Source organism: Halorubrum laminariae (assembly GCF_024494655.1).
Lineage (GTDB): Archaea > Halobacteriota > Halobacteria > Halobacteriales > Haloferacaceae > Halorubrum > Halorubrum laminariae.
Genome location: NZ_JANHDL010000002.1, coordinates 92,148 through 116,654 on the forward strand (window position 1 = coordinate 92,148; position 24,507 = coordinate 116,654).

The following is a 24,507-nucleotide window of genomic DNA, read 5'->3' on the forward strand; positions in this document are numbered from 1 at the left end:
TCGGGGGTGCTTTACGCACACACGGCGTACATGCCGGTATGAGCGACGACTGCGGATGCGGAGCCGCCGATTCGACCGCCGACTCGGCCGCCCGGTCCTCGACGGATTCGGGGTCGGCTCCGCGTCCCTCGAAGGGAAGCGATCTGGCCAACGACGAACGGACGAATCCGTTCGCCGACGGCGTCGACCGCCGCCGCCTGCTCCAGACGACCGGTACGGTCGGCGCGGCGACCGCCCTCGCCGGCTGTTCCGGGAGCGGCGGAGGTGGCGACGAGCCGTCTCCGACGATGTTCGTGTTCAACAACGGCGACCGAACGTTGAGCGTCGTCGACGCGGCAAGCGACGAGCTGATCACCACCACGTTCCTTGGCACGACCGCCTCCTTCCCGGCAAACCAGTACTCGACGAGCATCGACGACGAACACGATGTGCTCTGGCTGAACGTCTCCGGCGGCGTGCGCGCGTTCAACCAGCGCACGCTGGAGGAGCTCGCGTTCGTCGAGACGGGCTACGGCCCGAACTATCCGAACGTGACGCCCGACGGCAACCACCTGCTTATCGCCTCCGGCGGCACGACGGGGATGGACCCCGAGGGCGACGCGGCACACGCGATGTTTCGCGTCGACGCCGACCGCGACAGCGACACCTTCGGCGAGGTGACAGCCGAGAACGAGACCGGCTACGTCGGCCCCTGCGACATGACGCTCGGTCCGAACGGCGACTACGCGTTCGTCGTCGATGTCGCCGACGAGGCGATCCGCGTGCTGAGCGTCGACCCGTTCGAGACGGTGACGCGGGTCGACGCGGGCGACCCGGTCACCGAGGGGAACGTCCTCCCCTTTATGTGCACCGCGTCGTTCGACGGGGAACTCCTCCTCGTCGAGAACGGAGAGGGAACGCTCGGGAGCGACCCCGAGGTGCCCCGCGAGGGCTCCGAGAGCGTCTGGGACATCTCCGATCCGGAGAACCCAGAGGAGATCGCGAAGATCACCCGCGACGACGGGCTACCCGGCGCGCCGATCACGAGCGAGATCGCGCCCGACAACACGGCGGCGTACCTGTTCATTCCGGGCGAGGGCGTCGGCGTGATCGACTTGGAGGCGAACGAGTACGAGACGACGATCGATGTCGGCGGGAGCAGCATCGCCGGGGCGTGGGGGCCGAACCGTGAGAAGCTGTACGTCCCCGTTCAGGACGCCAACCAACTCGCGGTGATCGACCACGAGCGCCGCGAGGTCGTCGCGACCGTCGAGACCGGACAGGCTCCCACCGGGGTGGCCGCCGGAACCGTTCGACCAGAGGGCGACGCGCTGGCGAGCATCCAAGCGTCGCTCGCCTCGCTCGGCATCACGTTCGGCGACATGGAGGCGACCTACTGCATGGACGACCACTGCTACTGCGGATAAATGACCAGAGACACCGATCCCGCAGACGACGACAAGACATCTGCAGATACCGACACTGCACCCGCTGACGCCGACACCACCCGACGCAGGCTCCTGCAGGCCGCGGCGGGCGCGACGGTCGCCGGGGCGGCGAGCACGGCCGGCTGCCTCGGCGTCACCACGCCGGCGAACGTCGCCGCGCAGTACGAAGTGTCTGGGAACGTCGCCCACTTTGTCGGTCCCGGGTGGCTGGCCGACAACCGCGAGAGCGCGGTCGTCCTCGACGCCAGACCCGCGGAGCGCTTCCGGGTAGAACGGATCTACGGCTCTCGGCGGGTTCCGTTCGACGCGATCACGAGCCGGGTCTCGACCGACGACGGCGAGGTCCCTGATATCGACGCGATCGCGGCCGCGTTCGGCGATATTGGTGTCTCGCCCGACGACGACGTGCTCGTCTACGGCGCGAGCGTCGGGTCGCGGGTGACCCGCACCGCGTTCGCGCTCGCCGCCGTGGGGCACGCCGGCGACATCCGGGTTCTCAACGGCGGGCTCTCCGGCTGGAACGGACGTCTCGGAACCGGATCCCGGAGCGCGCCGACCCCGACCGACTACGAGCCGGACCCGGCGACCGAGACGTGGGTCACCCGCGACTGGCTCGCGGAGCGCGTCGGGACGTTCAACGGTGACGGGCCGGGGCTCGTCGACACGCGGGTACCGGAGGCGTATCTCGGCTCGCCCGGCTCCGACGCGCTGGACCCGGACCACGACCGCCACGGGCACCTCCCGGGCGCGCTCAACGTCCATTGGGTCGGAAACGTTGCCGGCAATCGCATGACGGAACCCGGGCGGCTGGTCCAGCTCTACGAGGTCGACGCGGAGATCGACAGGTCCGATACCGTCGTCGTGTACGGCGACGAGAACGTCAACCCCACCTCGACGTGGCTCACGCTCCGAGCGATCGGCTTCGAGGACGTGCGGCTGTACGACGGCGGCTTCGGCGAGTGGGCGAACGTCGACGGTGACCGCGGCCGCTACCCGGTCGAGACCGCGACGAGCGTCGTGATCGAGACGGAGGGGAGCGTCGGCGGCGACGACAGCAGCGGCGACTTCTCCTGTACCGGATGAGCGACGGCCCGACGATCGCTGGCGGCGGCTGCGGTGACGACGCGGCTCCCGCCGCCGCCGACCGTATCGCGGCCGTGGCCTGCGAGGGCGCGGACGCGCTCGCGCTGTTCGCGATCGACACCGGCGAGCGGGTCGGTACCGTGCCGGTCGGTAGCCACCCGGTCCACGCGACCGTTGCCGCCGGGCGGACGGTCGTCGCCACCATGGGCGAACGCGCCGTCACCGCGGTCGGTCCGGCCGGCGAGGTGACCCGGATCGAGACGGGCGTGCTCGGGCCGTCGCACTTCGCGATCGCCGAGGGACTGCTCTTCGTCTCCTGTTCGGCCGGCGACGCGCTCGCCGCGATCGATCCCGTCGACCTGACGCTCGTCGGGCGCGTCGCCGTCGGCGGCGAGCCCCACGAGATCGCCGTCGGCCCGGCTGGAGAACGGCTCTACGCCGGCAGCCGCCGCGACGGCGTCGTCGATGTCGTGGACGCCGCGGCCCGCGACCGAATCGCGTCCGTCGACGTCGGCGGGAACGCTCGCGTTCAGGGCGTGGCGCTCTCGCCGGACGGGAGCCGCGGGTACGCGGTCGACCAGCGCGGAGCGCGGATCGTCGGCTTCGATCCGGCGAGCGTCGGGGCCGCCGAGGGCGATCCCGACCGTGAGTCGGCCTCCGACGCGGTCGTCGGTTCGGCCGGCGTCGGCGGCGACCCATACGACCTCGTCGCGACCGACGACCGCGTGCTCGTCCCCGGACGCGAAGACGGGACAGTCCACGAGTTCGGTCCCGACCTCGAACCGCTCGCGGTTCACGAGGAATTCTCCAGACCGGTCGACGCGTTTCGGATCGGCGGCGACTGGTGGGTGCTCGACGGGGCCGCGTCCGCGGTTCGATCGCTCGACGGCGACGCGGTCGAGACGCCGGCACCGGGGCTCGTTGCGACCCGCGTCGGCGACCGGCTGCTCGTCTCCCACTACGACGACGACCTGGTCTCGCTCGTCGACGTAGAGGCCGGGCCCGTCTGGACCGCCGAGTCGCCGGCGTACCCGTTCGGCTCGGTCGTGGTCTGACTCCCTACGGTGAAATCGGGAGCGTCACAGACGACGGGGAACGCTGCCGATGTCCGGGGAACGAACAGCACGTGGGTCGTGGCTCGGGTATGAAGGTGGCGTACGTCTTCGCGACGGCCGGACAGACCATCGACTACGTGCTCGGCGACATGATCCTCCCGCAGTTGGAGGCTGGCACTCACGGTGCCGACGTCGTCGGTATGTTCTTCTTCCACGACAACACCTACGCGCTCCGAGAGGACGATCCGCTGGGACAACGGCTCGCGGACGTGGCGGCCGAGCGGGAGATACTCCTCATGCTGTGCGACCAGTGTGCGACACGGCGGGGACTCGCGGAGTTCGATCACACCGACGAGCACGGACGCGACCACTACGAGCCGACGAACACGGTGCCGGGCGCGACAGTCGGCTGCTTCCCGGACCTGTACGAGGCGCTCGGAGAGGTCGGCGTCGATCAGGTCATCACACTGTGAGGCAACACGTCGACACGGCCCGCGGCGTCGAGCTCAGATTTCGAAGTCTGGAGTGTCGAACGCTCCCTCATCTGCCTCGATGTCGTACCCGTCGATCGCGGCGAGCGCGATGTCGAGCGTCGTCTCGGCGTCCCAGCGACCCGTGTTGATCGCGAGGTCGTAGATGGATCGGTCCGACAGATCGATGCCGTAGTACGACTTGTAGCGCGTCTCCTCTATCACCTCTCGGACCTGCATCTCGGAGGTCATCTCTTCGCGGCTCGCAGTTCGGTCAGCCCGAACCTCGTCGGGCGCGTCGAGCCAGATCCGAACGTCGGCGCGATTGCCAGCGATCCAGCCGGCGAGCCGCGATTCGAGCACGAACGGCTTGCTCGAGGCTCCCCACTTCTCGGCGATCGTCCGAAGCCGCCGATCGAGTGCGCGGTCGATCTCCTCGGATTCGCCGGTCTTCGCGATCAGTTGTGAGAGACTCATGTCGCGCTCGGCCGCGATCTCGCGGAACAGTTCCCCGCCGGAGACGTACCCACAGCCGAGCGCCGCCGAAATCCCCTCGACGAGAGTTGTCGCCCCGCAGCCGGGCGGCCCGGAGACGGTGACGAACAGGTTTCCATCGATCTCACGGTCCACCGCGGGAGTTCCACTCATACACGCGCCGAGACGACAGGCGGGCGGATAAACCGGGCGGTTCACGCAGTGGGAAGTGACGGTACGAGTCACCCAGCAGGCAGCGGACCACCGACGCGGCCGGCGTCGTCAGTCGTCGCCGGTCGTCGGGGGCTCCGGCCGCGAGAGCGGCTCGCCGTCGATCGGCTGATCCGGGTTGGCGTCGACCGCCGCGGTCGACAGACCGAGCTGCGCGTCGACGTCGATGTCTTCGCGGACATGGACCGTTCCGCGGTGGATCGCGATGGCGTCGGCCAAGTGGAGCCGAACCGCGTCGAGCAGCACGTCGGCCTCCAGCGGCTGTCCGCGCCGCTTGATGTCGCCGACGCTCGCTCCGGCGGGCACGTCGAAGGCACGCTGGGCGATGACCGGCCCCTGATCGAGGTCCGTCGTCACGTAGTGCGCGGTGACGCCGGCAATCCGAACGCCGGCGTCTTGCGCCTGTCGGTACGCCTCCGCACCGGGGAACGCGGGCAGCAGCGACGGGTGGACGTTGATGATCCGACCCTCGTAGCGGAAGACGACCTCCGGCGAGAGGATTCGCATGTAGCGGGCCAGAACGATGAGGTCCACGTCGTACTCGGCCAAGAGATCGAGCAGGCGGTCCTCGTCAGTGTTGCCGTTGCCGTCGCCGACGTCGTAGAAGGGCTTGTCGTACCGCTCCGCGAGCGTTCTGAGGTCCCCGCGGTTCCCGATGACGACCGGGATCTCCGCCTCCTCGCCGTCGTCGGCCAACTCGCCGTTCGCCTCGGCCTCCAAGAGGGCTTCCGGCGCGTGCGTCTCCTTGGTGACGAGCAGCGCGACTCGACGGGCGTCGCGGTCGCTCGGGAACCGAACCTGAATGTCGACGTCGAGCTCGCGGCCGAGCTCGGCCAGCGCGCGACGAAGCTCGCCGCGCGAAGTCTCGAGATCCGAGGCGTCGACCCGGGTCGTCATCCGGAAGACTCCCTCGCGGACCGCCTGATCCAAGTCCTCGATGTTGATTCCCCGCTCGAACAGCAGGGAGGTGACCCGCGCGATGAGTCCGGTCTTGTCTCCTCCGACAACCGTGATTTCGGTCAGTTCGCGGGTCATGCGACGATCACCTCCGCGGATTCGAGCGGCTGCATACACCCGTACCTGCGGCCGGAGGGGTTTCGACCTTTCGCTCTGATCCCGACCGAGACAGGCACGCTCGACCAAAATAGATCCACGAATATGGATGTACAAGGCGTTCCAAAACGGTTTTTACACACGACTCCGCACTACCGATAATGGCGACATACACCGCGACGGTGACGGTGCGGCTGAAGCGGGGCGTCCTCGATCCGGAGGCGGAGACGACCCAGCAGGCTCTCGAACGCCTCGGGTTCGAGCTGTCGGACCTCCGGTCTGCCGATCGATTCGAGCTCGATCTGGACGCCGCCGACGCCGACGAGGCGGCCGACCGCGCCGGCGAGATGGCCGAGCGGCTGCTCGCGAACCCGACGATTCACGACTACGACGTGGCGGTTGCGGAGCGATGACCGTTTCAGTCGTCCAGTTCGGCGGGTCGAACTGCGACCGCGACGCGGTTCGCGCGCTCAAACACCTCGGCATCGACGCCGAGCGCGTCTGGCACGAGGACGGCCTCCCGGCCGACACGGAGGGGATTGTCCTCCCCGGCGGCTTCTCGTACGGCGACTACCTCCGCGCCGGCGCGATGGCCGCCCGCGATCCAATCATGGACGAGATACGCGAGGCCGCCGCCGACGGAGTCTCCGTGATCGGCATCTGTAACGGCGCGCAGATCGGCTCTGAGTCGGGACTCACGCCCGGAGCGTTCACCACGAACGCCTCCGCGCGCTTCCAGTGTGAACCCGTCCATCTCCGGGTCGAGCGCCCCGACACCCCGTGGACCGCCGCCTACGACGAGGGCGACGTGATCGAGGTCCCGATCGCACACGGCGAGGGCCGCTTCGAGATAGGCGAGGACGCCCACGCCGACCTCGTCGACGACGACCGCGTCCTCTTCCGCTACTGCGACGCCGACGGGACCGTCAGCGACGCCGCGAACCCGAACGGCTCGACCGACAACGTCGCCGGCGTCCTCGGCGAGCGCGAGCACGTCGCGGTCCTCATGCCGCACCCCGAACGCGCCACGCTTCCCGACCTCGATCGGAGCACGGACGGCGCGGGCATTCTGCAGGCGTTCGCCTGAGCCGTCTCACTCCAACAGTCCGATCAGCGGTCCGCGGCCCGTTCCGACCGCGCCACTCGGTCAGTTTCGGTTTCGGTGGCTCGATCGCCGGCACCGCGCCCCGTCGCCTCCTCGCCCAGTTCTCGGTCCAGCGCGCGCTCAAACTCCGCCTCGGTGAGGTCGCCCTCGGCGTACCCCCGCTTGAGGCGTTCGATCGGGTCCTCTGCCGATTCCGACGCCGCTTTTTCTTCGCCGCTGGTGTCGTCGGTCGAGAGTAGTCGAACGGCGGCGTACGCGATCACTAGGAGCGCGGCGAGCGTCAACAGCACCAGCGGAACCGCCGTCAGCCACATCCCGCCCGCACCGCCCGCACCGCCCATACCACCCATACCGCCGGCCATCCCGACGAGGCCGCTCGCTCCGCCGACGCCGGCTGAGCCGGCGGACTGACCCTCCGTCTGTCTCCTGTCGTCGACAGTCCCACCGATCATGAGTGAAGGTTCGTCGCACACGGTCAAATATGCGCCGCGGATTCTCAGAGGGTCGGAGTTCGCCGCCGACTGCACCCGCCGGACCGCGCCCCGGCGACCCCCACGACTTTTGCGCGCGGCGGCCGGACGAGTGTGTATGATAGCACGCCACATCGATCACGTCAACCTCCGCATCCCGGCCGAGGGCGTCGACGAGGCCCGCGAGTTCTACGGTGACGCGCTGGGGTTCGGGATCGAAGACGCGCTGTACGCGGCCGGCGAGAAGCCCTTCTTCGACGTGCGGATCTCAGAGACCGGAGTGATCCACCTCTGGCCGACCGCCTCGTTCGAGCCGCCGACGGCGACGAACTACGACCACGTCGCGGTCGTCGTGGAAGAGCCGATCGACGCGATCGAGTCAGAACTCGACGCGGCCGGCGTCGATGTAGAGAAGATCCTCGACTCGCCGCTCGGAGCGACCGGCGAGGCGGGTGCCGTGTACGTGCGCGATCCGTTCGGATATCGGGTGGAGCTGAAAGAGCGGGTTTGAAAACGTCTACCGTCAGGAGCAGTCGATGTTCGTGAATTATATCATTTTATAATATCTACAACAATGTACCAATACTCCAAACAGCTATATTCAAACAAAACCAATGCACCAACATGTCTAGCGGAACCATCGATATCGACGAGTTTGAGGACGCCGACACCGACGAGTTCGAGAAACGAAACGACACCGAGCGGATCGTGTTGTTCCTCGACGAGAACGACGACCGTGCGTGGAAGGCCGCGACGATCGCCGAGCGACTCGGACTCAATACGGACGCTGTCAGTGCGATACTCTCGCGGCTGAAAGAGCGCGATCTCGTGCGTCACAAGCGTCCGTACTGGGCGATCACGGACGACGAGGAACGACTCCGCGCAGCGTACCGGCTTCATCGACATCACGAGATTGCAGACGAGCGGTACGGTGAGGAACGACTCGACGAGTTGCAGACCGACGACATGGAGCCGGTTCAGTGACCGCGTTCGACGAACTGGAACGCGGTGACATAGTCTGGGGAACCGATCCGCTTTCGGACAAGGGGCGTCCGATGCTCGTCTTGGGGACACCTCGGTTCGCTGACCACGGCGTACAACTCATTACTGCGCTGATTTCCTCCAAGACCTACCACGAAGAATCACTCATCCTTCGAGATGAGGATTACGAGGGTGACCCGCTCGGGGAACGAAGTTACGCTCTCCCGTGGTCGATCGCGACCCTCAATAATGCTACAGAAGTGGATTTCTATATGACTTCACTCGTCAACGAGCGCACCGACGATGTCGGGACGCGACTGATCGACTACGTCACTTCTTGAGGAATGATCCCAGTATCGAGAATATGTGTTTCGATACACCGCTGGCACAGCCGAATACTCTTCCGTCGGTGTCACCCGGGGTCGTGTTAACTTAAGCATCGGTTCCAGCAGACGGCGAAGGCTCGGAGCCGCGATTCTGCCGCCGTCGGCTCCGCATTTCTAAACGTATTTGAAAACGAATATGTTCTCCGTTTTACTTCTCGAAAGACACGTTCGACAGCATTCCGATTTCCATGACGAGTGATTTGAAATCGGAGCGACGTTCGTGAGAGTGCAGCTGTGAGATGTCCGCCAGCATCAACGAGAAATAGCGCATCCTCAACGTGGTGTTTCTCTCTGAGATCGCGGAGAAACACCAGCGTGAATTGTTGGTTTTGGACGGGAAATAGGTCAACATGAAGGAATTCGTTTGTGCGAGGATCTACAGCAGCATACAGCCAGTATCTGTCCGAATCGATCTGAATCGCAGTCTCATCGACCGCAACGCGATTCGGGCTCGCACCGTCAACTGGCTGTAGATCGGCCTTTTGAATCCAGTTGTGAATTGCTGTTCGACTCCGCTCGACACCCAACTTTTCAATATACTGTTTGGTATTTGAGAGTGACAATCCAGCAAGGTGGAGTTGAATACCGGTTTCAATGATCTCGTGGGGTGTCCGCTCACGCTCCACAAACTCCAAGTCGATCCATCCTGTACAGCCGTCGAGGCGGTTGGATTCGGACATAGAGCATTCGAAACACCGACCGCCTCGTTCTTAACTTAACATCGCCCCGTCACCCGGTGGTGGGATGTTTAAGAGGTCGCGCACTCGACGTACCGAGAAGATGGACGAGGAGACGGTGATGGACTACGTTGAACGCTCTCGGTCGCTCATCGACTCGTCTCCGCAGATGGACGAGCAGAACACGCGCTCGCGGCTGATCGACCCCTTTATCAGGGATGTGCTGGGCTGGGATTTCTATTCGACCGAGATCGAGATGGAGTATTCCGTGCAGATGGGTTCCTCGAAGAAGAAGGTCGACTACGCCCTGTTCAAAGGCGGCTCGCCGGTCGTCTTCGTGGAAGCGAAAGGCTGTGACACGACGATCACCGACGGCCACGCGGACCAGCTTCGGAGCTACATGCGACAGGAGTGGGTGGACTGGGGACTCCTCACGAACGGGAAATCGTTCCACGTTTTTCGGCTCAAAAAGGACGGGAACAACCCAGATGTCGAAGAACTTGGTCAGACGGAACTGGCAGACCTCACCGCGAGCGACTGGATGCTCGCGGCGCTGTCCGAAGAGTCGATCCGATCGGGGGCGTCGACGGACATCTATCAGCGAGTGGAGCGCCGCCGGAACGCGGTCTCGACGCTATCCGACGAGAAAGACGAGATCGCGGAAGCACTTCGGGGGACCGTGGTCGACCGCGTCGGCGAAGTCGTCTCGCAGCCTGCCGAGTCACTGTCGAAGACGTTCGTCGACGATCTGATCGGAAAGTTGGAACACGATCAGAACGGCGTTGCGACCGGTTCTGCAGAGAACGACCCGGGATCGACAGAGCGCACGGTACAAGAACCGACAAATTACACAGGCAAGTATTCTGTTCGAATCGCAGATGGAGACAACTCGACGGAGTTTGGTGACGATAGCCAAGCCGATCTCATGGGAATGGTCGTGGGCCATCTCATCGCAAATTGCGGACTGGTTAGCGCATATGCACCGCTTCCGTACGTACCCGGTGAGAAGATCGCAATCCTGAACGACGAACCGGCTCATCCGAACGGTGAAGAGATGCGGCTGTACCGCGAGGTCGGCGAGGGCTACTACGTGTATACGTCGTTAAACAAGGGCGACAAGAAACGATATTTAACTGAATTCGCCGACGCCTGCGGTGTCGACATCGCCTTCGACGGCGACTGGTGAATCCGAGACCGATATCCCCACCGACGATCCGGAGCAACTTGTTCCGGTGCGTCAGTTTAAGACCCCCGAGCGATAGGGGCGAGTATGAGCGAGCAGCAATCGCGACCCGATGAGGAAGCGACCTCGCGGGGAGGCGGAGACGCGGATCGATTCGCGGGCACGAAAGACGAGAGCCTCAGAAGCAGAGACGTCACCGAGGGCGCAGAACGGGCTCCGCACCGCTCAATGTTCCGAGCGATGGGCTTCGACGACGAGGACCTCTCCTCGCCGATCGTGGGCGTCCCGAACCCCGCGGCCGACATCACGCCGTGTAACGTCCACCTCGACGATGTCGCGGACGCGGCGCTCGACGGAATCGACGCCGCCGGCGGCATGCCGATCGAGTTCGGCACGATCACCATCTCCGACGCCATCTCGATGGGCACCGAGGGGATGAAGGCCTCGCTGATCTCGCGGGAAGTGATCGCCGACAGCGTCGAACTCGTCTCCTTCGGCGAACGCATGGACGCGCTGGTGACGGTCGCGGGCTGTGACAAGAACCTCCCGGGAATGCTGATGGCGGCGATCCGCACCGACCTCCCCTCCGTGTTCCTCTACGGTGGGTCGATCATGCCCGGACAACACGACGGCCGCGACGTGACGATCGTGCAAGTGTTCGAAGGCGTCGGCGCGTACGCCGAAGGCGACATGAGCGGCGAGGAGCTCGACGAGCTCGAACGCCACGCGTGCCCCGGCGCGGGCTCCTGTGGCGGGATGTTCACGGCGAACACGATGGCGTCAATCTCCGAGGCGCTCGGGATGGCTCCGCTCGGCTCAGCCTCCCCGCCAGCCGAGGACCAAGAGCGCTACGACGTGGCCGAGCGCGCCGGCGAACTCGCCATGGACTGCATCGAGAACGATCGCCGCCCCTCCGACATCCTTTCGCGAAAATCCTTCGAGAACGCAATTGCCCTTCAAACCGCGATGGGTGGGTCAACGAACGCGGTGCTCCACCTGCTCGCGCTCGCGGGCGAGGCCGACATCGACCTCTCGATCGAGGACTTCGACGAGATTTCGCGGCGCACGCCGAAGATCGCAGACCTCCAGCCCGGCGGCAACAGCGTGATGAACGATCTCCACGAGGTCGGCGGCGTTCCCGTCGTCCTCCGCCGCCTGCTGGAGGCGGATCTGCTCCACGGCGACGCGATGACCGTTACCGGTCGGACGCTCGCCGAGGAGATCGAGGAGCTGGAGGCGAACGGCGACTTCCCCGCTGACGACGACATCGAGGCGGACTTCCTCTACACGGTCGACGAACCCAAAGAAGCGGAGGGTGCGATCAAGATCCTCACGGGCAACCTCGCGCCCGAGGGTTCGGTCCTCAAGGTGACTGGTGACGACGCGTTCTACCACGAGGGGCCGGCCCGGGTGTTCACGAACGAGGAGGACGCGATGGAGTACGTCCAGTCCGGCGAGATCGAGTCCGGCGACGTGATCGTGATCCACAACGAGGGGCCGACCGGCGGCCCCGGGATGCGCGAGATGCTCGGCGTCACCGCCGCCGTCGTCGGCGCGGGCCACGAAGACGACGTGGCGCTGCTGACCGACGGGCGGTTCTCCGGTGCGACCCGCGGCCCGATGATCGGACACGTGGCCCCGGAGGCAGCCGTCGGCGGGCCGATCGGGCTCATCGAGGACGGCGACGAGATCACCGTCGACATTCCGGAGCGCGACCTCTCCGTCGATCTCTCCGAGGAGGAACTGGCCGAGCGGCGCGAGGCGTTCGAGACACCCGAACCGCAGTACGAAGGCGGGATTCTCGCGAAGTACGGCCGCGACTTCGCGTCCGCCTCCGAGGGCGCAGTGACGAACCCCCGGCTCACGCGAGATCTGTAACCGGCGCTGCGGCCGAGAAGCCGCCGGAATCGTTCGATTTTCGATCGGAACGTTGGACCAACACGAGTGACGGCTGGTCACTACCTCCTGCGGTGGCGCGCGCCTGCGAGCGGTCGCCCTTGGCGACCGCGAGACAGCACCGCGCGAGGGAGTCGATCGCCGGAGCAACGCGGAGGTGACCGACGAGGCTGGGGAGGTGTGAGGCTGCGGTTCCGGTCGGATAGGACTCGACGGGGCTGGGGCTTCGGTGGTCTCTGCCGGAGAATCGATCACGAGCGACCCGAGCACGTCCGGCCGAGCGACTGGGATTTCGGGGGTCCTCGATCCTTACTGCGGTGAGCCGCCGTCGGTGACCGCGGTCTCGACGGACTCGGCACACCAGACGTTGCTCCGGCGACCGGCGCGCGACAGTTCCATCCTGACCACCGAGCCGACTGGCAGGTCCGCGACGCGCTCCCGCGCCCCCTCGTCGGCGTAGTCGACAATGTGGTAGGTCTCGTTCCGCGGATGTGCACGGACAGTGGTGCATTCATGATCGTTCTGTGCGGAAATGATGGTGTATGAGTTCGACATCGACATTATACTCCGCTATTCTTGGACATACTATTTTAAAACTTCGTATATCCACTACGTGTGTAGATCAAGACCTCTTACGAATATTAGGTCATAAGATATCGAGGCGCGTGAGCACACAGTCGGGCGATTGCGCGGACAAATCTGGTGTGTATCGTCCGCCGCGAGCACCGCCCGCACATCACCACGCATATCTCCGCGGGCCTCGAATCCCATCCATGGAGCAAGGCGGCGAAACGGACACCGACGCGGGCGGCGTGGCGCTGTTCGTCGACGGGCCGAACGTACTGCGAGAGGAGTTCGACGTGGACCTCGACGACGTGCGGCACGCGGCCGAGGCGGAGGGGCCGCTCGTCACGACGCGGCTGTACCTCGACGAGCACGCGACGCCCGGACTGATTCAGGCCGCCGAGGCGCGCGGCTTCGAGGTCGTGGTCACGAGCGGCGACGTGGACGTGAAGCTCGCGGTCGACGCGGCGCGGTTCGCCGCCGAGGGTCGGATGACGACGCTCGCGATCGCCTCGCGCGACACGGATTTCAAGCCGGTCGTCGAGACCGCGAACGGGTACGGGATCCGGACGCTCGCGATCGCGCCCGGCGAGTTCGGTCGCTCGGACGCCCTGCGCAACGCCGCGAACGGGTCCGTGACCCTCGACGGCGACGTGATCGGAGCAGGCGACGCGGCCGAGGGAAGTGACGCGGACGAAGAAACGAGCGAAGATAGAGGGGCGGACGCAGACGAAGGGCCGGACGCGGACGAAGAGCCGGACGCGGTCGAGGAGACCGACACCGCCGCAGCAACAGACGCGACAGAGGAGACCGATACGGCGGAGCAGACGACGGGTGTGGAGGGGACGATCCACGAAGATCGGACCCGCTAGCGAGGCGGTCAGACCCGACACTCCGAGCGGAGCCGGCCGATGAGTACCGCGACGAATCCGCCGACGGCCGCGGCGATACCGCCAACTCCGACCGCGGTCGGAAAGAGTCCGACGCGGGCGATCGCGGCGTCGACGGCGAGGCGAACCCACCCGAGTTCCGGCAGCGCGACTATCGCCTTGGCTCGTATCCACTCCTCGCGGACGACCGGTGCGATTCCCGCGCTCTGGTCGTACTCGCCGTTGGCGTCGCCGTATGTGATGTAGCCGTCGTGCGGAGCCGGGCAGGATTCGATGTCGGCGCAGTCGCCGTCGAGGAGCGACGCGTCCGCCTCGTTCGTCCAGTCGTCGCCGGCCGCCACGGGGAACGCAATCCGGTGGAAGATCAGGCCGTGAGCGTTTTCGGGCGGATCGAAGACGACGACGTCGCCGGCGTCGCCGAGCCGAGTCGGTGCGTTCGGTTCGGTGTGACCCGTGATACCGCCCCACGGTAATCGGTCGGCCGCCGTGACAACGACGAGGTCCCCCCGCTCGACTCCCGGGGCCATGCTTCCGCTCTCAACCGCGACGAGCGGAGGCCACACGCCGACGACGGCGGCGGCGACGAGCGCGACGACGAGGACCGCGGCGGCGGGTCCGAAGGGTCCGGATCGGTCCCCCTTCACGTCGGTATCCGAGAGACCGAACGGCTTGAGGCTGTCGCCGGCGCGTCTCGCACCGATGCCGCGGGGTTAAAGGTCGCCCCCGGCGAGCGTACCCCCGTGACGGACCGACATCCACCCCTCCACGAGACGCACGAGGCGCGCGGCGCGAAGTTCACCGACTTCGGCGGGTGGCAGATGCCCGTCGAGTTCGATTCGATCCGGGAAGAACACACCGCAGTGCGAGAGACGATCGGCGTCTTCGACGTGTCGCACATGGGCGAGATCGAGGTTTCGGGTCCGGACGCGACCGCTCTGATAAATCGTCTGACGACCAACGACGTGACCGCCCTCGCCCCCGGCGACTCCCAGTACGCCGCGATCACGGACGAGGACGGGATAATGCTCGACGACACGGTCGTCTACCGGCTTCCGGACGGTGTCGAGGCGGGAGTCGCCGCGTCGGCGATCAACGATTTCGGCGCGGACGCCGAGGCCGATCTCGACGCGGACACCGGTGCCGACCTCGACGCCGGATCCGGCGATCCCGCCTACCTCTTCGTGCCGAACGCGGGCCACGACGCCCAGATGTACGGCCGGTGGGTCGATCACCGCGACGAGTGGGGGTTCGACGCGACGGTCGCAAACGCGACGGACGACTGGGCGATGCTCGCGGTGCAGGGACCGGACGCGGCGGCCGCGCTCGCCGACGCTACCGGCGGCGACGCGGTCACGAGCCTCACGAAGTTCGAGGCAACGGCGGTGACGGTCGCCGGCGCGCCGAGTTGGGTCGCCCGAACCGGCTACACCGGCGAGGACGGCTTCGAGATCATGTGTCCGGCCGCCGACGCCGGAGCGGTCTGGGAGGCGTTCGTCGCGGAGGAGACGGTCGACGGCTCCGCACAGCCGTGCGGGCTCGGCGCTCGCGACACACTTCGCATGGAGATGGGATACCTCCTCTCCGGACAGGACTTCGATCCGGAAAACGAGCCGCGAACGCCCTACGAGGCCGACATCGGGTTCGTCGTCGACCTCGACACCGAGTTCGTCGGACGCGACGCGCTCGCCGCACAGCGGGAATCGGGCGTCGACGAGCGGTTCGTCGGTGTTCGCCTCCTCGAACGCGGCGTTCCGCGCGGCGGCTACGCGGTCACCGACGGTGACCTCACGCGAATCGGTCAGCTGACCTCCGGGACGATGAGCCCGACGCTCGACGAGCCGATCGGGCTGGGGTACCTCCACGAGACGTTTATCGACGCGGGGGCCGAGGTGAGCGTCGTCGTCCGCGGCGACGAGAAACGTGCCGAGATCGTCGTCCCGCCCTTCCTCGATCGCTAGCCGGATCCGCATCTCCGAATAACGTTCGCGCCCCGCCTGCCGAGAGTAACAGTAAATAGCGAACGGCTGATATAGACACTCGATGGAGGAGTCCGTCGTCGCCGACTTCGTCGGCCGCGTGCACGCCACCGACTTCGGGAGTGGCGATCCGGTGTCGGGTCGCGTCCTGTTGAGCCAGCGGCGACTCGTGCTCGCGACGGATGACGGGAAGGCAACAGTCCCGCTGTCGTCGGTGTTCGATATCGTGGTCGGTACGGTTCCGGGCGACCTACAGTCATTCTTCCAAGACAGCGTCACCGTCGCCTATGAGCGGAACGGCGCTCGAAAGAGCGCTCTCGTCGAGGGAGAGCCCGATGACATGGAGCGGTTCACGCGGTTGCTTTTCACCGCCCTGCTCCGGGGCGTGACGGTCACCGTTCGGCACCCGGCACAGGTCGGAGGCCGCGTCACCGACGCCGAAGATCACACGGCGTCCGTGTCGCTGTCTCCCGGCGCGATCGGGTTCACGAACTGTCCGGAGCCGTTCCAAGTCGACCTCTCGACGGTCATCGACTACGAACGCACGGATCGAACGCTCGGTGGGACGCGGCGGCCGGCGCTCGTATTCCGGCACGTTCCGGACACGCAGACGGTCACGTCGATCGCGACGGTACCAGACGGGCGGACGCTGAACATCCTCGGCCGGTACATCAAGTTGGAGTACGACGAGGTGAAAGAAGACGTCGAGTCATTCGATCCGACTGAAGAGCAGTTGGAGATCCTCGTGTCGATCTACTCGGCCGGCGGAGAAGCGAACATCGCGGACGTGGTCACCGGCGACGTAGCACAGACGTCGATGATCCTCGAAACGCTCCGCGAGGAGTCCCTCGTCGTCGACGGGCAGTCGGGGGCCGCGCTCACCCGAAAGGGGAAGATGATCGTCACCTCGTATCTCGAGTCCGTCAACTCCTGAGCGAGAGACGGCGAATCGCGGGGCAAAGTTCAAGCAAGTAGGGATGTAGGGTGTTCACATGCCAGCCGACCGCCGCAGGCATCGAACAGACCTCGACGCCGCGGCCCGCGACCGAGGGATTGATCCCTCGGTGGGTCACCGTCCCGTCGACGCGTCCGGACCCGAACCGGGACCGCGGGTCGCACGGGTGCCGGAACCGCACGTCCACGACACGTTCTCCGTTGACGGAATCGACACAGACCGCCGAGAGCGACTCCTCGAAGCCGTCCTCGCGGACCGGGAGTCTGTCAGCGCCGTCTCGGCCACGGCCCGAAACGGAACCGTCGGGATCCACCACGCTTCGTCGCTCTCGCGGAGCGACCTCAGGGGGACGCTCGAATCGCTCGGGCTCGTCGTCGACGCCGGCGACGCGGCGTTCGAAACCCGCCGAGCCTCGCAGTTCGCGTCCGCCAGAGTCGCGGTCGCGGTGCTGTTCGGACTGATGGTCGCGACGCCGTACATTGCGGTGCTGTACCCGACTCGCGTCGAGTGGCTGTTCTACGATCCGGTGACCGTCCAGTACCTCCAGTCGATCCTCGACTCGCAGATGGCGACGCACTTCTTCGTCAACCTCGGCGCGCTCTCCGGCATCGCGTTCCTCGTCGCCTGCGGCCCTCGCATCCGCCGGGCGCTTGCAGCGCTCGCCGCCGGACGCGTCACGCCCGACGCCGCGTTCGTCGGCGGCGTGACCGCGCTCTTCGGCTACAGTACCCTCGCCGCGTTCACCGGGTTCGAGGGGACCGTCCACTACGATCTGGTCGCCTACGCCGTCGTCGCCGTCACCCTCTGGACTCACTTCGGCGTCGTCGACCCCGCGGTCGATCCGACGGAGAACAGGGAGGCGACCGTCGAGGCCGCGAGCGACGCTGACGAAGATCCGATCGCGCTGACCGACGGCGGTCGGTGAGCGGCCGAGTCCGTCTTCTTCAGTCTCCGACGTTCGGTTCCGGCACGACGCCCTCGATAGCGACTGGGTCATCGACCGCGACCACGGCACCCCACGAATCCTCAGGGACGACAGTGTTGACCATCAGCCGGAAGTCGTGGTCGAACCGCTCGCTGTCGAGCCACGCTGGACGCGTCTCGCGGCGCTTTCTGACGAACCGCTCGCGGAAGCCGTCGATTTCGTCACCGGTGTCCGGGTCCCGTGAGGGAACGACGCACCGCTGACAGGGGTTGAAACCGACGATTTCGGCGTCGCCAGCGGTGAACCGGATCCCCTCGCCGTGATCCGCGAAGAGCCGGTCCTCGAAGAACGGCGGGCAGTCCGTGAGCACGACGTTCGGTCGGAGTCGGCGACGCATCTCGGTCGCGTCGGCGATTTCGTCGAACCACCCCGCGACCGTCGCCAGCGTCGCCCGCGAGACGACCGTCGGCCCGGGCGCGGCGCGGTCGTCGGGGAGGCCGCCGTCCGGGTCGCGAACGAGGTCGACGGAGTATCCAAGGTACTCGCCGACCCACGCCTCCAGTGCCTCGCGGTCGTCGGGGAGGGCGAACCGCCGCACGTCGGCCTCGACGCCCGTTTCCGGGCGGTCGGGTCGTTCGATCGTGATCGCCGTCGGCGTCGCGTCGGGACCGTCGACCAGCTCGTAGCTCGCGCGAAGCGCGTGGACGGCAGGTTCACGCTTTCCGTTGACGAAGCCGCCGCTGCCACCGACCGAGGTCGCGTGCGGGTCGACGCCGGCCTCGACGAGCGCGTACGAGCGGTCGCCGCGCAAGGCTCCCTGAGGACCAAGTTCGGCACGGTCGACTGTGACGCAGTCTGCGGATTTTAGCGGATACGCGACGAGTTCACCGATGCGCGCCATGGACGGGGTTCTCGCTAGCGGCTCAAAAAGGTCGCCGAACAGAGCGTCGCCGTCGGTTCGGAGAGTCTCGGTCGGCTACTCGTCGGTGTCGCCGTCCGCAGCGTCGTCTTCGTCCGCAGCGTCGTCGCCGTCCACATCGGAGTCGGTGGTGTCGTCTTCGTCTGCGTCGTCCGTATCACTGTCCTCCGACAGTCCGGCGGCCGCGAACGCGTCGCCGACTTCGTCGCCGGGGACGGTCCGATAGCCGTCAGCCGCAGTGATCGTGGCGACCGCGAGGTCGTCGGGCGAGAGTTCGTCTTCGTGGGCCGCGAGCGCGGCGATCGCGAGTTCGATGCCCTCTCGAAGCGGGAGATCCTCGGTCCACTCGTCTTCGAGGTGACCCTGAATCGTCTGGCGGCCGCCGCCGATGACGGTCGCCTTCCACTCGTTAGGGGTGCCCGAGGGGTCGGCCGCGAACAGACGCGGCTCGCCGTCGTCGATTCCGCCGATGAGCAGGGCTGCGCCGTACGGGCGCGTGCCGCCACGCTGCGTGTTCTCCTGAATGTGGTCGGTGACGAACTTTGTCAGCGTCTCGACGCCGACCGGCTCGCCGTAGCGGAGGCGGTTCCCCTGCGACTGGCGGCGCGCGAGGTCGATCAGCTGACGTGCGTCGGCGACGTGGCCCGCGCTTGCGGTGCCGAGGTGGTCGTCGAGCTTGTGGAGCTTCTCGATGCTTTCCGCTTCCATCAGCGTCGACGAGGCCCGCGACATCGCGACGAAGACCACGCCCTCGGTCGTTCGAACGCCGACGCTCGGCGCGCCGCGAGAGACGGCCTCGCGGGCGTACTCGACCTGATAGATACGGCCGTCGGGCGAGAACAGCGACGTGCCGCGATCGTACGCTTGCTGGTCGTTGCCACCCATCATTGTCGGTCACCCGCTCTCGCGGTGTCACGCTGGCTCATTACCTCCCATTACGTCGGACGACTGAAAAACCCTCCTTAACCGGTACATGCGACCCGGCTTCGAAAGCCGACGACGACGCGAGGTGGACTCGCCGCAGTTGTCGGCGATTGCGACGATCCCGTCGATCCCTTGAGTCCGTTTCCATCCAGCGTCTGGGTCGCCACCCCGCCCAGCCGGCTCGCATATCGTCCGTCACGCGGTCGCGCCACGTCTCGAACGCGTCGCGACAGTCGGGCGAGCGCTCGACATGACGGATGAACCCCGCGCCGGGAGACGCGAGTTCCGCGCCGCAGAACGGACACCGTCTGGGCTCGATCGCGGTCTCTGCTGAAGCCATGACTTGATAACACATACCAAGAAGCAAAAGCGTTGTGACGATCAGTATATCGTGGTAACAGAACATATACGTCTCGTATTATCAAAAATTACTATATAAACGAACAAAAGTGTCGTTCTCAATCGGCGATCCGCTCGTAGGTGACGAACATGAGATCTCCGGAATCGGCGTCGTCAGACGAGGCGATTTCGCGGTTGACCGCCGTCCACTCGTCCGGATTCCAGTCCGGAAAGCGCGTGTCGCCGTCGGGGCACTCGGGAACCTCCGTCAGCACCATCCGATCGGCGCGGTCGAGGAACTGGTCGTAGACGGTCGCGCCACCGATCACGTAGACCGTGTCGACGCCGCGGTCGTCGGCGTCGACTGCCGCGCGGGCGACCGCCTCGTCGATATCGGACGCGACGACGGCCCCCACAGGGAGGTCGCCGTCGCCGAGATCGCGCGTCGTCAATACGACGCTCGTGCGGTCAGGGAGCGGACCACCGATCCGGGCGACGATGCTCTCGTAGGTCGCCCGGCCGACGACCACGGGATGGCCAGTCGTCAGTCGCTTGAAGTGCGCGAGGTCTGCCGGGTAGTGCCAAGGCATCGCGTCGTCGTCACCGATGACACCGTTTTCGGCGACGGCGGCGACGAGGACGATGGCGGGAGCGGCGTCGGTCACGTCTTCGGTATCGGCGGTGCTGCCAGTGTCGACGGCGTCGCCCGTCATCACTCTGCAACCGCGAACGAGATTCCGTCCGCGCTCTCGTAATCGACGACTCGTACGTCGTCATACGTCAGTTCGTCGAGGGGCTTGTCGGCGATCTCGATCCGCGGTCGCTCACGCGGTTCTCGCGAGAGTTGTTCAAGCAGGCCGGGGACATGGTCGTATCCTTCCTCGCCGGCGGCCTCGTCGGGAGCGGTCCGCTCGACCCAGCTTTTCACGTCCAAGTAGTCGGCCGTGTTCTCGACGGCCGCGAGCCGGTCTTGGACGTACTTCAGGTTGTTCGCGTACCACGTCCCGCGCTCGCCGCGGCCGCAGTAGACGTGCGCGTCGACGACGGTGTGGCCGAACTCGCCGACCTCGAAGCCGGTGCGCTGGGCGAGTGCGTTCGCGAGCAGCGCGTACGCCGCGATGTTGAACGGGACGCCGAGCGCGATGTCGCCCGAGCGCTGGGTGAGGTGAAGGTTGAGCCGATCGCCTTGAACGTTCACGACGAAGGTATAGTGACACGGCGGCAGCGTCGAGGTCGCGGCGTTGGCCGGATGCCACGCGTTCACGACCATCCGCCGGGACCGGGGGTTCTCTTCGAGCGTGTCGAGGACGTACTGGATCTGGTCGAACGTGCGGCGCTCGCCCCCCTCGGGGTCCTCCTCGACGGTCACCCAGCGGTGCGCGTCGTCCGGCCACGTCTCACCGGGCAGCGCCGCGTCGTCGTCCGGAACCGGATATCGACGCCAAAAGCGGCCGTAGGCGGTGTCGAGCAGTCCCTCATCGTCCGCCCACGCGTCCCAGATCTTCGTCTCCTCGCGGAGGTTCCGGACGTGTTCTTCGCCCGAGAGATACCAGAGAACCTCGTGGATGAGCGAGTTCCAGCGGTAGCCGTCCATCTTCTTCGTCGTCAACAGCGGGAACCCCTCCGCGAGGTCGACGGTATACTGCCCGCTGAACGAGGCGATGGTGTCGACACCGGTCCGGTTCGGCTTGTACGTGCCCGTCGACAGCGTGTCGTCGACGAGATCGAGGTACTGTTTCATGATGGGTGGTGCCGTCTCGGGGCGCAAGGGTACGCTCCGAAACGTCGGGTCTACTGATCGCACGTCAGGAGCAAACCTAATTCCTTCCGATCGGATTCGAAGTCTCAAGACAGTTGATGGTCACCGCTGTGTTCACTGACTATCGGTGATCTCATCTCGAAGCCTGTGAACACCACCTCCATGCGGTGGCATTTCGACTCCGTCTACAACCGGATTCGACTAGAGATGCTGCTCTTCCGCTATTTGACAAACTTGAACACCATCAGTCAGGCATGAAAGCTCTCACCGCAGCTTCGACACGTCACCCATCCACTCGAAGCCTTCTGCTTTTTATCACAGTGTGGACAGGTCGTCCAAGACGTATCACGATGATAGGACATGAGCGAACGAATGGTCTAGTAGATAATAACTGACAGCCAACCGGAGTGAAAGTGAAGCGTAGCGCCCGCGAAGTTTCGTATCCGCTGACCGGCGCGCAATCAAGTTTCGTCCAAGAGTTCGATACCACGTTCGACGACAGCGTCGGTCACAAAGAGACTCGTCTTCCGCTGGAGCGCCCGCATTCGCGACACGGCCTCATCTCTATCGAGCAATCCGCGACCGTAACCAAGCGCGATGACGCCGACAGAACCTCGCACTTCGACGCCTGCGTCAGTTGCCGCCTCGCGGGCAGCGAGGTCGTCGGTTAGGAGAACGACGTTCCGCTCTTCAGCGACCGTGATCGCGGCGCGTTCCCCGGCATCTAGCTCTTCACCTTCGATTCGATTTTTATCGGTTTCGAGGAGTTCGTACGAGCGGTCGGCCAATCCGTCCGGAACACCACCGGCGGCGACTTCCTCGTAAACTATCACGGGAACGAGGAGCGTGTCAAACGTCGAGAGCAGTTCGAGCGAATCGATTTCGCCGAGGTGAATAAGCGGTCCCGAATCAGAAACAGCCGCAAGCGTCACGCGTTCAAGCCCCAGTCGACATCTTTCTCGACGACCCCGCGTTCTCGCTCTGCCCGCTCGACTTTCGTCCGACCGACACGGTCGATCGCTTCTTCGCGGTCGAGTTCGCCGTCGAGGTACCGCGCGAGAACAAGATCCTCCCACAGGCCTTCGAGGCCTCGTTCGAGTGCCCGCTCGAACACCTCGGACTCCGGAAGGCCGCGAGCCTCCGCAATCTCTCGAACCCGATCCGAAATTTCAGCGGCCATATCGTGTGATTGCTCGGCAACGTTCTTAAATCCGTGTCCGCCCGTCCGCTAACAATCTGACCGGAGCCTATGTCCACTGTGATCACAACCGGATCCGACTAGAGACACGGTCTCCGAGCAAAAACGCCGGCCTCTGCACTCATAGGGATCGTCATCGCTGGTGCCGAGGCAGCTCGGTGCGGTGCATCGTCATCGGCCGGTCGCACGTAGCCGTTCTCAGGATAAAAGGGTGTCCGGGTTCACGTCAGTCGCTACCGTGACAGGAACCGGCGTACGCGTTCCAGCGGTCGGTCCCGTTCGGGAGGCGAACGGTGCTGTCCGGATCGAACATCGCCCCCGCCGTTCCGGTGTTCGTCGTCTCGGCCGCTTCGTCGGTCGTCGCGCGCGTACTCGGTAACTCGGGTCCGCCGATCGGACCCGACTCCGAGCCTGCGTCAATCGTGTACTACGGGTGGCACACCCCACCCGATGGACTGCTATGTAATAATTGTTTATGTCTGTTTTGCGTACAAGCGGCGATAGCCACCGGCCGCGTCCTTATACGATCGGACGACCAAACGCGTTCAGATGTCGGAGGAGCCCTCCGGAGACGAGCAGTCCGTCGAGCGCTCACGCCGCGGAGACGCAGACACGGATCGGCTCGACCGCAGCGTCGACACAGTCGACGATCCCGATGGATCGCGAAATCACACCGAGACAGCGTCGAGTGTCGACGAATCGGTGCAGCGCCGCCTTCGCGAGGCGTATCTCAACGACGAGGCCGGCGTGTTGGTCGTGACCGACGTTCGGTCCGCCGGCTCCGAAGTGCGAGTTGACCTCCAACCGCCACACGGCGGATCGACACACACCGAACGGTTCCCGGCCCCGCGAGACGGATCGCTGACGGAGTCGGCGGCGTTTCTCGACTTCCTCGAGGCGGCCGGCGTCTCGCCGCTCGACATCGACGAACTCGCTGGCACTCGCGTTCCGGCGACGTACGACGCCAACGAGGGGTGGCGGATAGACGAGTCGTACGCAGGTGGTCAGACCGTCGACGACTCGGAGTCGCTCCGGAACGCGGGGACAGCTCTCCGGGCGCGTGTGACGGAGTGGCTGTGGCGGTATCGGTACTGGCTGCTCGCGACGCTTTTGGTCGGCGGAGAGATACTGTTCGTCGTGGCCGTTATCCTCCTGTACACCTGATCGACTGCGTGATCGATCTACCGCGCGACCGGGTACGACTGACGACGAGTCGAAAACGAGTCCGGGGTCGCTACTGGATGTGGCCTTCGCGGCGGAGTTGGTCTGCGTCCTCGTCGGTGTAGCGCCACTCGACGTTCGCCTTCTCGTCCTGCCAGTCCCACGGCTCCGCGAGCACGACGTCGCCCTCGCTGATCCACGTGCGATACTTCATGCGACCGGGGATCCGGCCCATACGCGTCTCACCGTCGACACAGCGCAGTCTGACGTGGTTCCCGCCGAGGTGCTCTGTCACCACGGCGAACACTTCGTCGTCGTTGGGCATTCGGAGGTTCCGACGCCCGGATTCTTCGCTCATACAGTCGATTAGACGGTCGACCGTATAAGTCATGGGAGATGCGTGTGC

Annotated in this window: 29 protein-coding genes and 1 pseudogene; 16 read left to right on the top strand and 14 right to left on the bottom strand. The window is 65.6% G+C overall.

Annotation, left to right across the window (positions count from 1 at the left end; all coding sequences use genetic code 11):
* Nucleotides 1-38: 38 nt before the first annotated feature.
* From NO887_RS03415 to NO887_RS03430, 4 genes are all read left to right on the top strand, one after another.
* Nucleotides 39-1,406 (top strand): YncE family protein, encoded by a 1,368-nt coding sequence (locus tag NO887_RS03415; RefSeq protein WP_256417072.1) that lies wholly within the window; start codon nucleotides 39-41, stop codon nucleotides 1,404-1,406.
* Entirely contained in the window at nucleotides 1,407-2,510 is a 1,104-nt protein-coding gene (locus NO887_RS03420; RefSeq protein WP_256417073.1) for a sulfurtransferase, read from the top strand. It abuts the gene before it with no gap.
* Nucleotides 2,507-3,565, top strand: a complete 1,059-nt coding sequence (locus tag NO887_RS03425; RefSeq protein WP_256417074.1) for a YncE family protein — start codon at nucleotides 2,507-2,509, stop codon at nucleotides 3,563-3,565. The genes NO887_RS03420 and NO887_RS03425 overlap by 4 nt, the downstream gene beginning before the upstream one ends.
* Nucleotides 3,566-3,654: 89 nt before the next feature.
* Nucleotides 3,655-4,038 carry a SaoD/DsrE family protein gene (locus NO887_RS03430; RefSeq protein ID WP_256417075.1) on the top strand — a complete coding sequence of 128 codons (384 nt, stop codon included), beginning with the start codon at nucleotides 3,655-3,657 and terminating at the stop codon, nucleotides 4,036-4,038.
* Between the two features lie 33 nt (nucleotides 4,039-4,071).
* Here NO887_RS03430 and cmk read toward each other — a convergent pair whose 3' ends face one another.
* Complete coding sequence (cmk, locus tag NO887_RS03435) at nucleotides 4,072-4,683, bottom strand: (d)CMP kinase (RefSeq protein ID WP_256417076.1); 612 nt, start codon at nucleotides 4,681-4,683, stop codon at nucleotides 4,072-4,074.
* 108 nt (nucleotides 4,684-4,791) lie between these two features.
* Nucleotides 4,792-5,775, bottom strand: coding sequence for a formyltetrahydrofolate deformylase (locus NO887_RS03440; RefSeq protein WP_256417077.1), 984 nt, complete (start codon nucleotides 5,773-5,775; stop codon nucleotides 4,792-4,794).
* 179 nt (nucleotides 5,776-5,954) lie between these two features.
* Between NO887_RS03440 and purS the strand changes: the two genes are divergently transcribed.
* Together purS and purQ are read left to right on the top strand one after the other, a co-directional pair.
* Nucleotides 5,955-6,206, top strand: a complete 252-nt coding sequence (gene purS / locus NO887_RS03445; protein WP_256417078.1) for a phosphoribosylformylglycinamidine synthase subunit PurS — start codon at nucleotides 5,955-5,957, stop codon at nucleotides 6,204-6,206.
* On the top strand, nucleotides 6,203-6,880 hold the full coding sequence (purQ, locus tag NO887_RS03450) for a phosphoribosylformylglycinamidine synthase I (RefSeq protein WP_256417079.1): 678 nt from the start codon (nucleotides 6,203-6,205) through the stop codon (nucleotides 6,878-6,880). Before purS ends, purQ begins: the two co-directional genes overlap by 4 nt.
* 23 nt (nucleotides 6,881-6,903) lie before the next feature.
* Here the strand turns inward: purQ and NO887_RS03455 are convergent, their stop codons facing one another.
* A complete protein-coding gene (locus NO887_RS03455) occupies nucleotides 6,904-7,350 on the bottom strand; it encodes an SHOCT domain-containing protein (RefSeq protein WP_256417080.1) in 447 nt (148 codons plus the stop codon).
* Nucleotides 7,351-7,486: 136 nt separating this feature from the next.
* Here NO887_RS03455 and NO887_RS03460 point away from each other — a divergent pair, with 136 nt between their 5' ends.
* The 3 genes from NO887_RS03460 (at nucleotide 7,487) to NO887_RS03470 (ending at nucleotide 8,690) form a co-directional block, all read left to right on the top strand.
* The gene (locus tag NO887_RS03460; RefSeq protein WP_256417081.1) at nucleotides 7,487-7,879 is read left to right on the top strand and encodes a VOC family protein; all 393 of its coding nucleotides are present in this window, start codon (nucleotides 7,487-7,489) and stop codon (nucleotides 7,877-7,879) included.
* A gap of 113 nt (nucleotides 7,880-7,992) precedes the next feature.
* Nucleotides 7,993-8,352 carry a MarR family transcriptional regulator gene (locus tag NO887_RS03465; protein ID WP_256417082.1) on the top strand — a complete coding sequence of 120 codons (360 nt, stop codon included), beginning with the start codon at nucleotides 7,993-7,995 and terminating at the stop codon, nucleotides 8,350-8,352.
* A complete protein-coding gene (locus tag NO887_RS03470) occupies nucleotides 8,349-8,690 on the top strand; it encodes a PemK-like protein (RefSeq protein ID WP_256417083.1) in 342 nt (113 codons plus the stop codon). Before NO887_RS03465 ends, NO887_RS03470 begins: the two co-directional genes overlap by 4 nt.
* An 86-nt stretch (nucleotides 8,691-8,776) precedes the next feature.
* Here the strand turns inward: NO887_RS03470 and NO887_RS03475 are convergent, their stop codons facing one another.
* Complete coding sequence (locus tag NO887_RS03475; protein WP_256417084.1) at nucleotides 8,777-9,415, bottom strand: IS6 family transposase; 639 nt, start codon at nucleotides 9,413-9,415, stop codon at nucleotides 8,777-8,779.
* 100 nt (nucleotides 9,416-9,515) lie between these two features.
* Between NO887_RS03475 and NO887_RS03480 the strand changes: the two genes are divergently transcribed.
* Nucleotides 9,516-10,598 carry a type I restriction enzyme HsdR N-terminal domain-containing protein gene (locus tag NO887_RS03480; protein ID WP_256417085.1) on the top strand — a complete coding sequence of 361 codons (1,083 nt, stop codon included), beginning with the start codon at nucleotides 9,516-9,518 and terminating at the stop codon, nucleotides 10,596-10,598.
* 84 nt (nucleotides 10,599-10,682) lie between these two features.
* On the top strand, nucleotides 10,683-12,473 hold the full coding sequence (gene ilvD / locus NO887_RS03485; protein ID WP_256417086.1) for a dihydroxy-acid dehydratase: 1,791 nt from the start codon (nucleotides 10,683-10,685) through the stop codon (nucleotides 12,471-12,473).
* A gap of 327 nt (nucleotides 12,474-12,800) precedes the next feature.
* Here the strand turns inward: ilvD and NO887_RS03490 are convergent, their stop codons facing one another.
* Nucleotides 12,801-13,052, bottom strand: coding sequence for a DUF7999 family protein (locus tag NO887_RS03490; protein ID WP_256417087.1), 252 nt, complete (start codon nucleotides 13,050-13,052; stop codon nucleotides 12,801-12,803).
* A gap of 212 nt (nucleotides 13,053-13,264) precedes the next feature.
* On the opposite strand from NO887_RS03490, the pseudogene NO887_RS03495 reads away from it, so the two are divergent.
* Nucleotides 13,265-13,765, top strand: a pseudogene (locus NO887_RS03495) (NYN domain-containing protein); the annotation flags it as partial.
* A gap of 170 nt (nucleotides 13,766-13,935) precedes the next feature.
* Here NO887_RS03495 and NO887_RS03500 read toward each other — a convergent pair.
* Nucleotides 13,936-14,589 carry a S26 family signal peptidase gene (locus NO887_RS03500; RefSeq protein ID WP_256417089.1) on the bottom strand — a complete coding sequence of 218 codons (654 nt, stop codon included), beginning with the start codon at nucleotides 14,587-14,589 and terminating at the stop codon, nucleotides 13,936-13,938.
* A gap of 96 nt (nucleotides 14,590-14,685) precedes the next feature.
* On the opposite strand from NO887_RS03500, the gene NO887_RS03505 reads away from it, so the two are divergent.
* From NO887_RS03505 to NO887_RS03515, 3 genes are all read left to right on the top strand, one after another.
* A complete protein-coding gene (locus tag NO887_RS03505) occupies nucleotides 14,686-15,903 on the top strand; it encodes a glycine cleavage system aminomethyltransferase GcvT (RefSeq protein WP_256417090.1) in 1,218 nt (405 codons plus the stop codon).
* Between the two features lie 82 nt (nucleotides 15,904-15,985).
* Nucleotides 15,986-16,855 (top strand): CheF family chemotaxis protein, encoded by an 870-nt coding sequence (locus NO887_RS03510; RefSeq protein WP_256417091.1) that lies wholly within the window; start codon nucleotides 15,986-15,988, stop codon nucleotides 16,853-16,855.
* A 58-nt stretch (nucleotides 16,856-16,913) separates the two neighbouring features.
* Entirely contained in the window at nucleotides 16,914-17,801 is an 888-nt protein-coding gene (locus NO887_RS03515) for a hypothetical protein (protein WP_256417092.1), read from the top strand.
* Between the two features lie 19 nt (nucleotides 17,802-17,820).
* On the opposite strand, the gene NO887_RS03520 is transcribed toward NO887_RS03515, so the two are convergent.
* From NO887_RS03520 to NO887_RS03545, 7 genes are all read right to left on the bottom strand, one after another.
* Nucleotides 17,821-18,702, bottom strand: a complete 882-nt coding sequence (locus NO887_RS03520) for an MOSC domain-containing protein (protein ID WP_256417093.1) — start codon at nucleotides 18,700-18,702, stop codon at nucleotides 17,821-17,823.
* Nucleotides 18,703-18,777: 75 nt separating this feature from the next.
* The gene (gene psmA / locus NO887_RS03525) at nucleotides 18,778-19,605 is read right to left on the bottom strand and encodes an archaeal proteasome endopeptidase complex subunit alpha (RefSeq protein WP_256417562.1); all 828 of its coding nucleotides are present in this window, start codon (nucleotides 19,603-19,605) and stop codon (nucleotides 18,778-18,780) included.
* Between the two features lie 40 nt (nucleotides 19,606-19,645).
* Nucleotides 19,646-20,050, bottom strand: coding sequence for a DUF7501 family protein (locus tag NO887_RS18620; RefSeq protein ID WP_425601545.1), 405 nt, complete (start codon nucleotides 20,048-20,050; stop codon nucleotides 19,646-19,648).
* 52 nt (nucleotides 20,051-20,102) lie between these two features.
* Nucleotides 20,103-20,696, bottom strand: a complete 594-nt coding sequence (locus NO887_RS03530) for a dihydrofolate reductase (RefSeq protein ID WP_256417094.1) — start codon at nucleotides 20,694-20,696, stop codon at nucleotides 20,103-20,105.
* On the bottom strand, nucleotides 20,696-21,724 hold the full coding sequence (thyA, locus tag NO887_RS03535) for a thymidylate synthase (protein WP_256417095.1): 1,029 nt from the start codon (nucleotides 21,722-21,724) through the stop codon (nucleotides 20,696-20,698). The genes NO887_RS03530 and thyA overlap by 1 nt, the downstream gene beginning before the upstream one ends.
* 479 nt (nucleotides 21,725-22,203) lie before the next feature.
* Nucleotides 22,204-22,674 carry a PIN domain-containing protein gene (locus NO887_RS03540; RefSeq protein WP_256417096.1) on the bottom strand — a complete coding sequence of 157 codons (471 nt, stop codon included), beginning with the start codon at nucleotides 22,672-22,674 and terminating at the stop codon, nucleotides 22,204-22,206.
* Nucleotides 22,671-22,922, bottom strand: coding sequence for a hypothetical protein (locus NO887_RS03545; RefSeq protein WP_256417097.1), 252 nt, complete (start codon nucleotides 22,920-22,922; stop codon nucleotides 22,671-22,673). The genes NO887_RS03540 and NO887_RS03545 overlap by 4 nt, the downstream gene beginning before the upstream one ends.
* A 567-nt stretch (nucleotides 22,923-23,489) precedes the next feature.
* On the opposite strand from NO887_RS03545, the gene NO887_RS03550 reads away from it, so the two are divergent.
* Nucleotides 23,490-24,104 (top strand): hypothetical protein, encoded by a 615-nt coding sequence (locus NO887_RS03550; RefSeq protein ID WP_256417098.1) that lies wholly within the window; start codon nucleotides 23,490-23,492, stop codon nucleotides 24,102-24,104.
* A gap of 70 nt (nucleotides 24,105-24,174) precedes the next feature.
* Here the strand turns inward: NO887_RS03550 and eif1A are convergent, their stop codons facing one another.
* Nucleotides 24,175-24,459: a translation initiation factor eIF-1A gene (eif1A, locus tag NO887_RS03555; protein WP_256417099.1), complete on the bottom strand. Its 285-nt coding sequence runs from the start codon at nucleotides 24,457-24,459 to the stop codon at nucleotides 24,175-24,177.
* Between the last annotated feature and the right edge of the window lie 48 nt (nucleotides 24,460-24,507).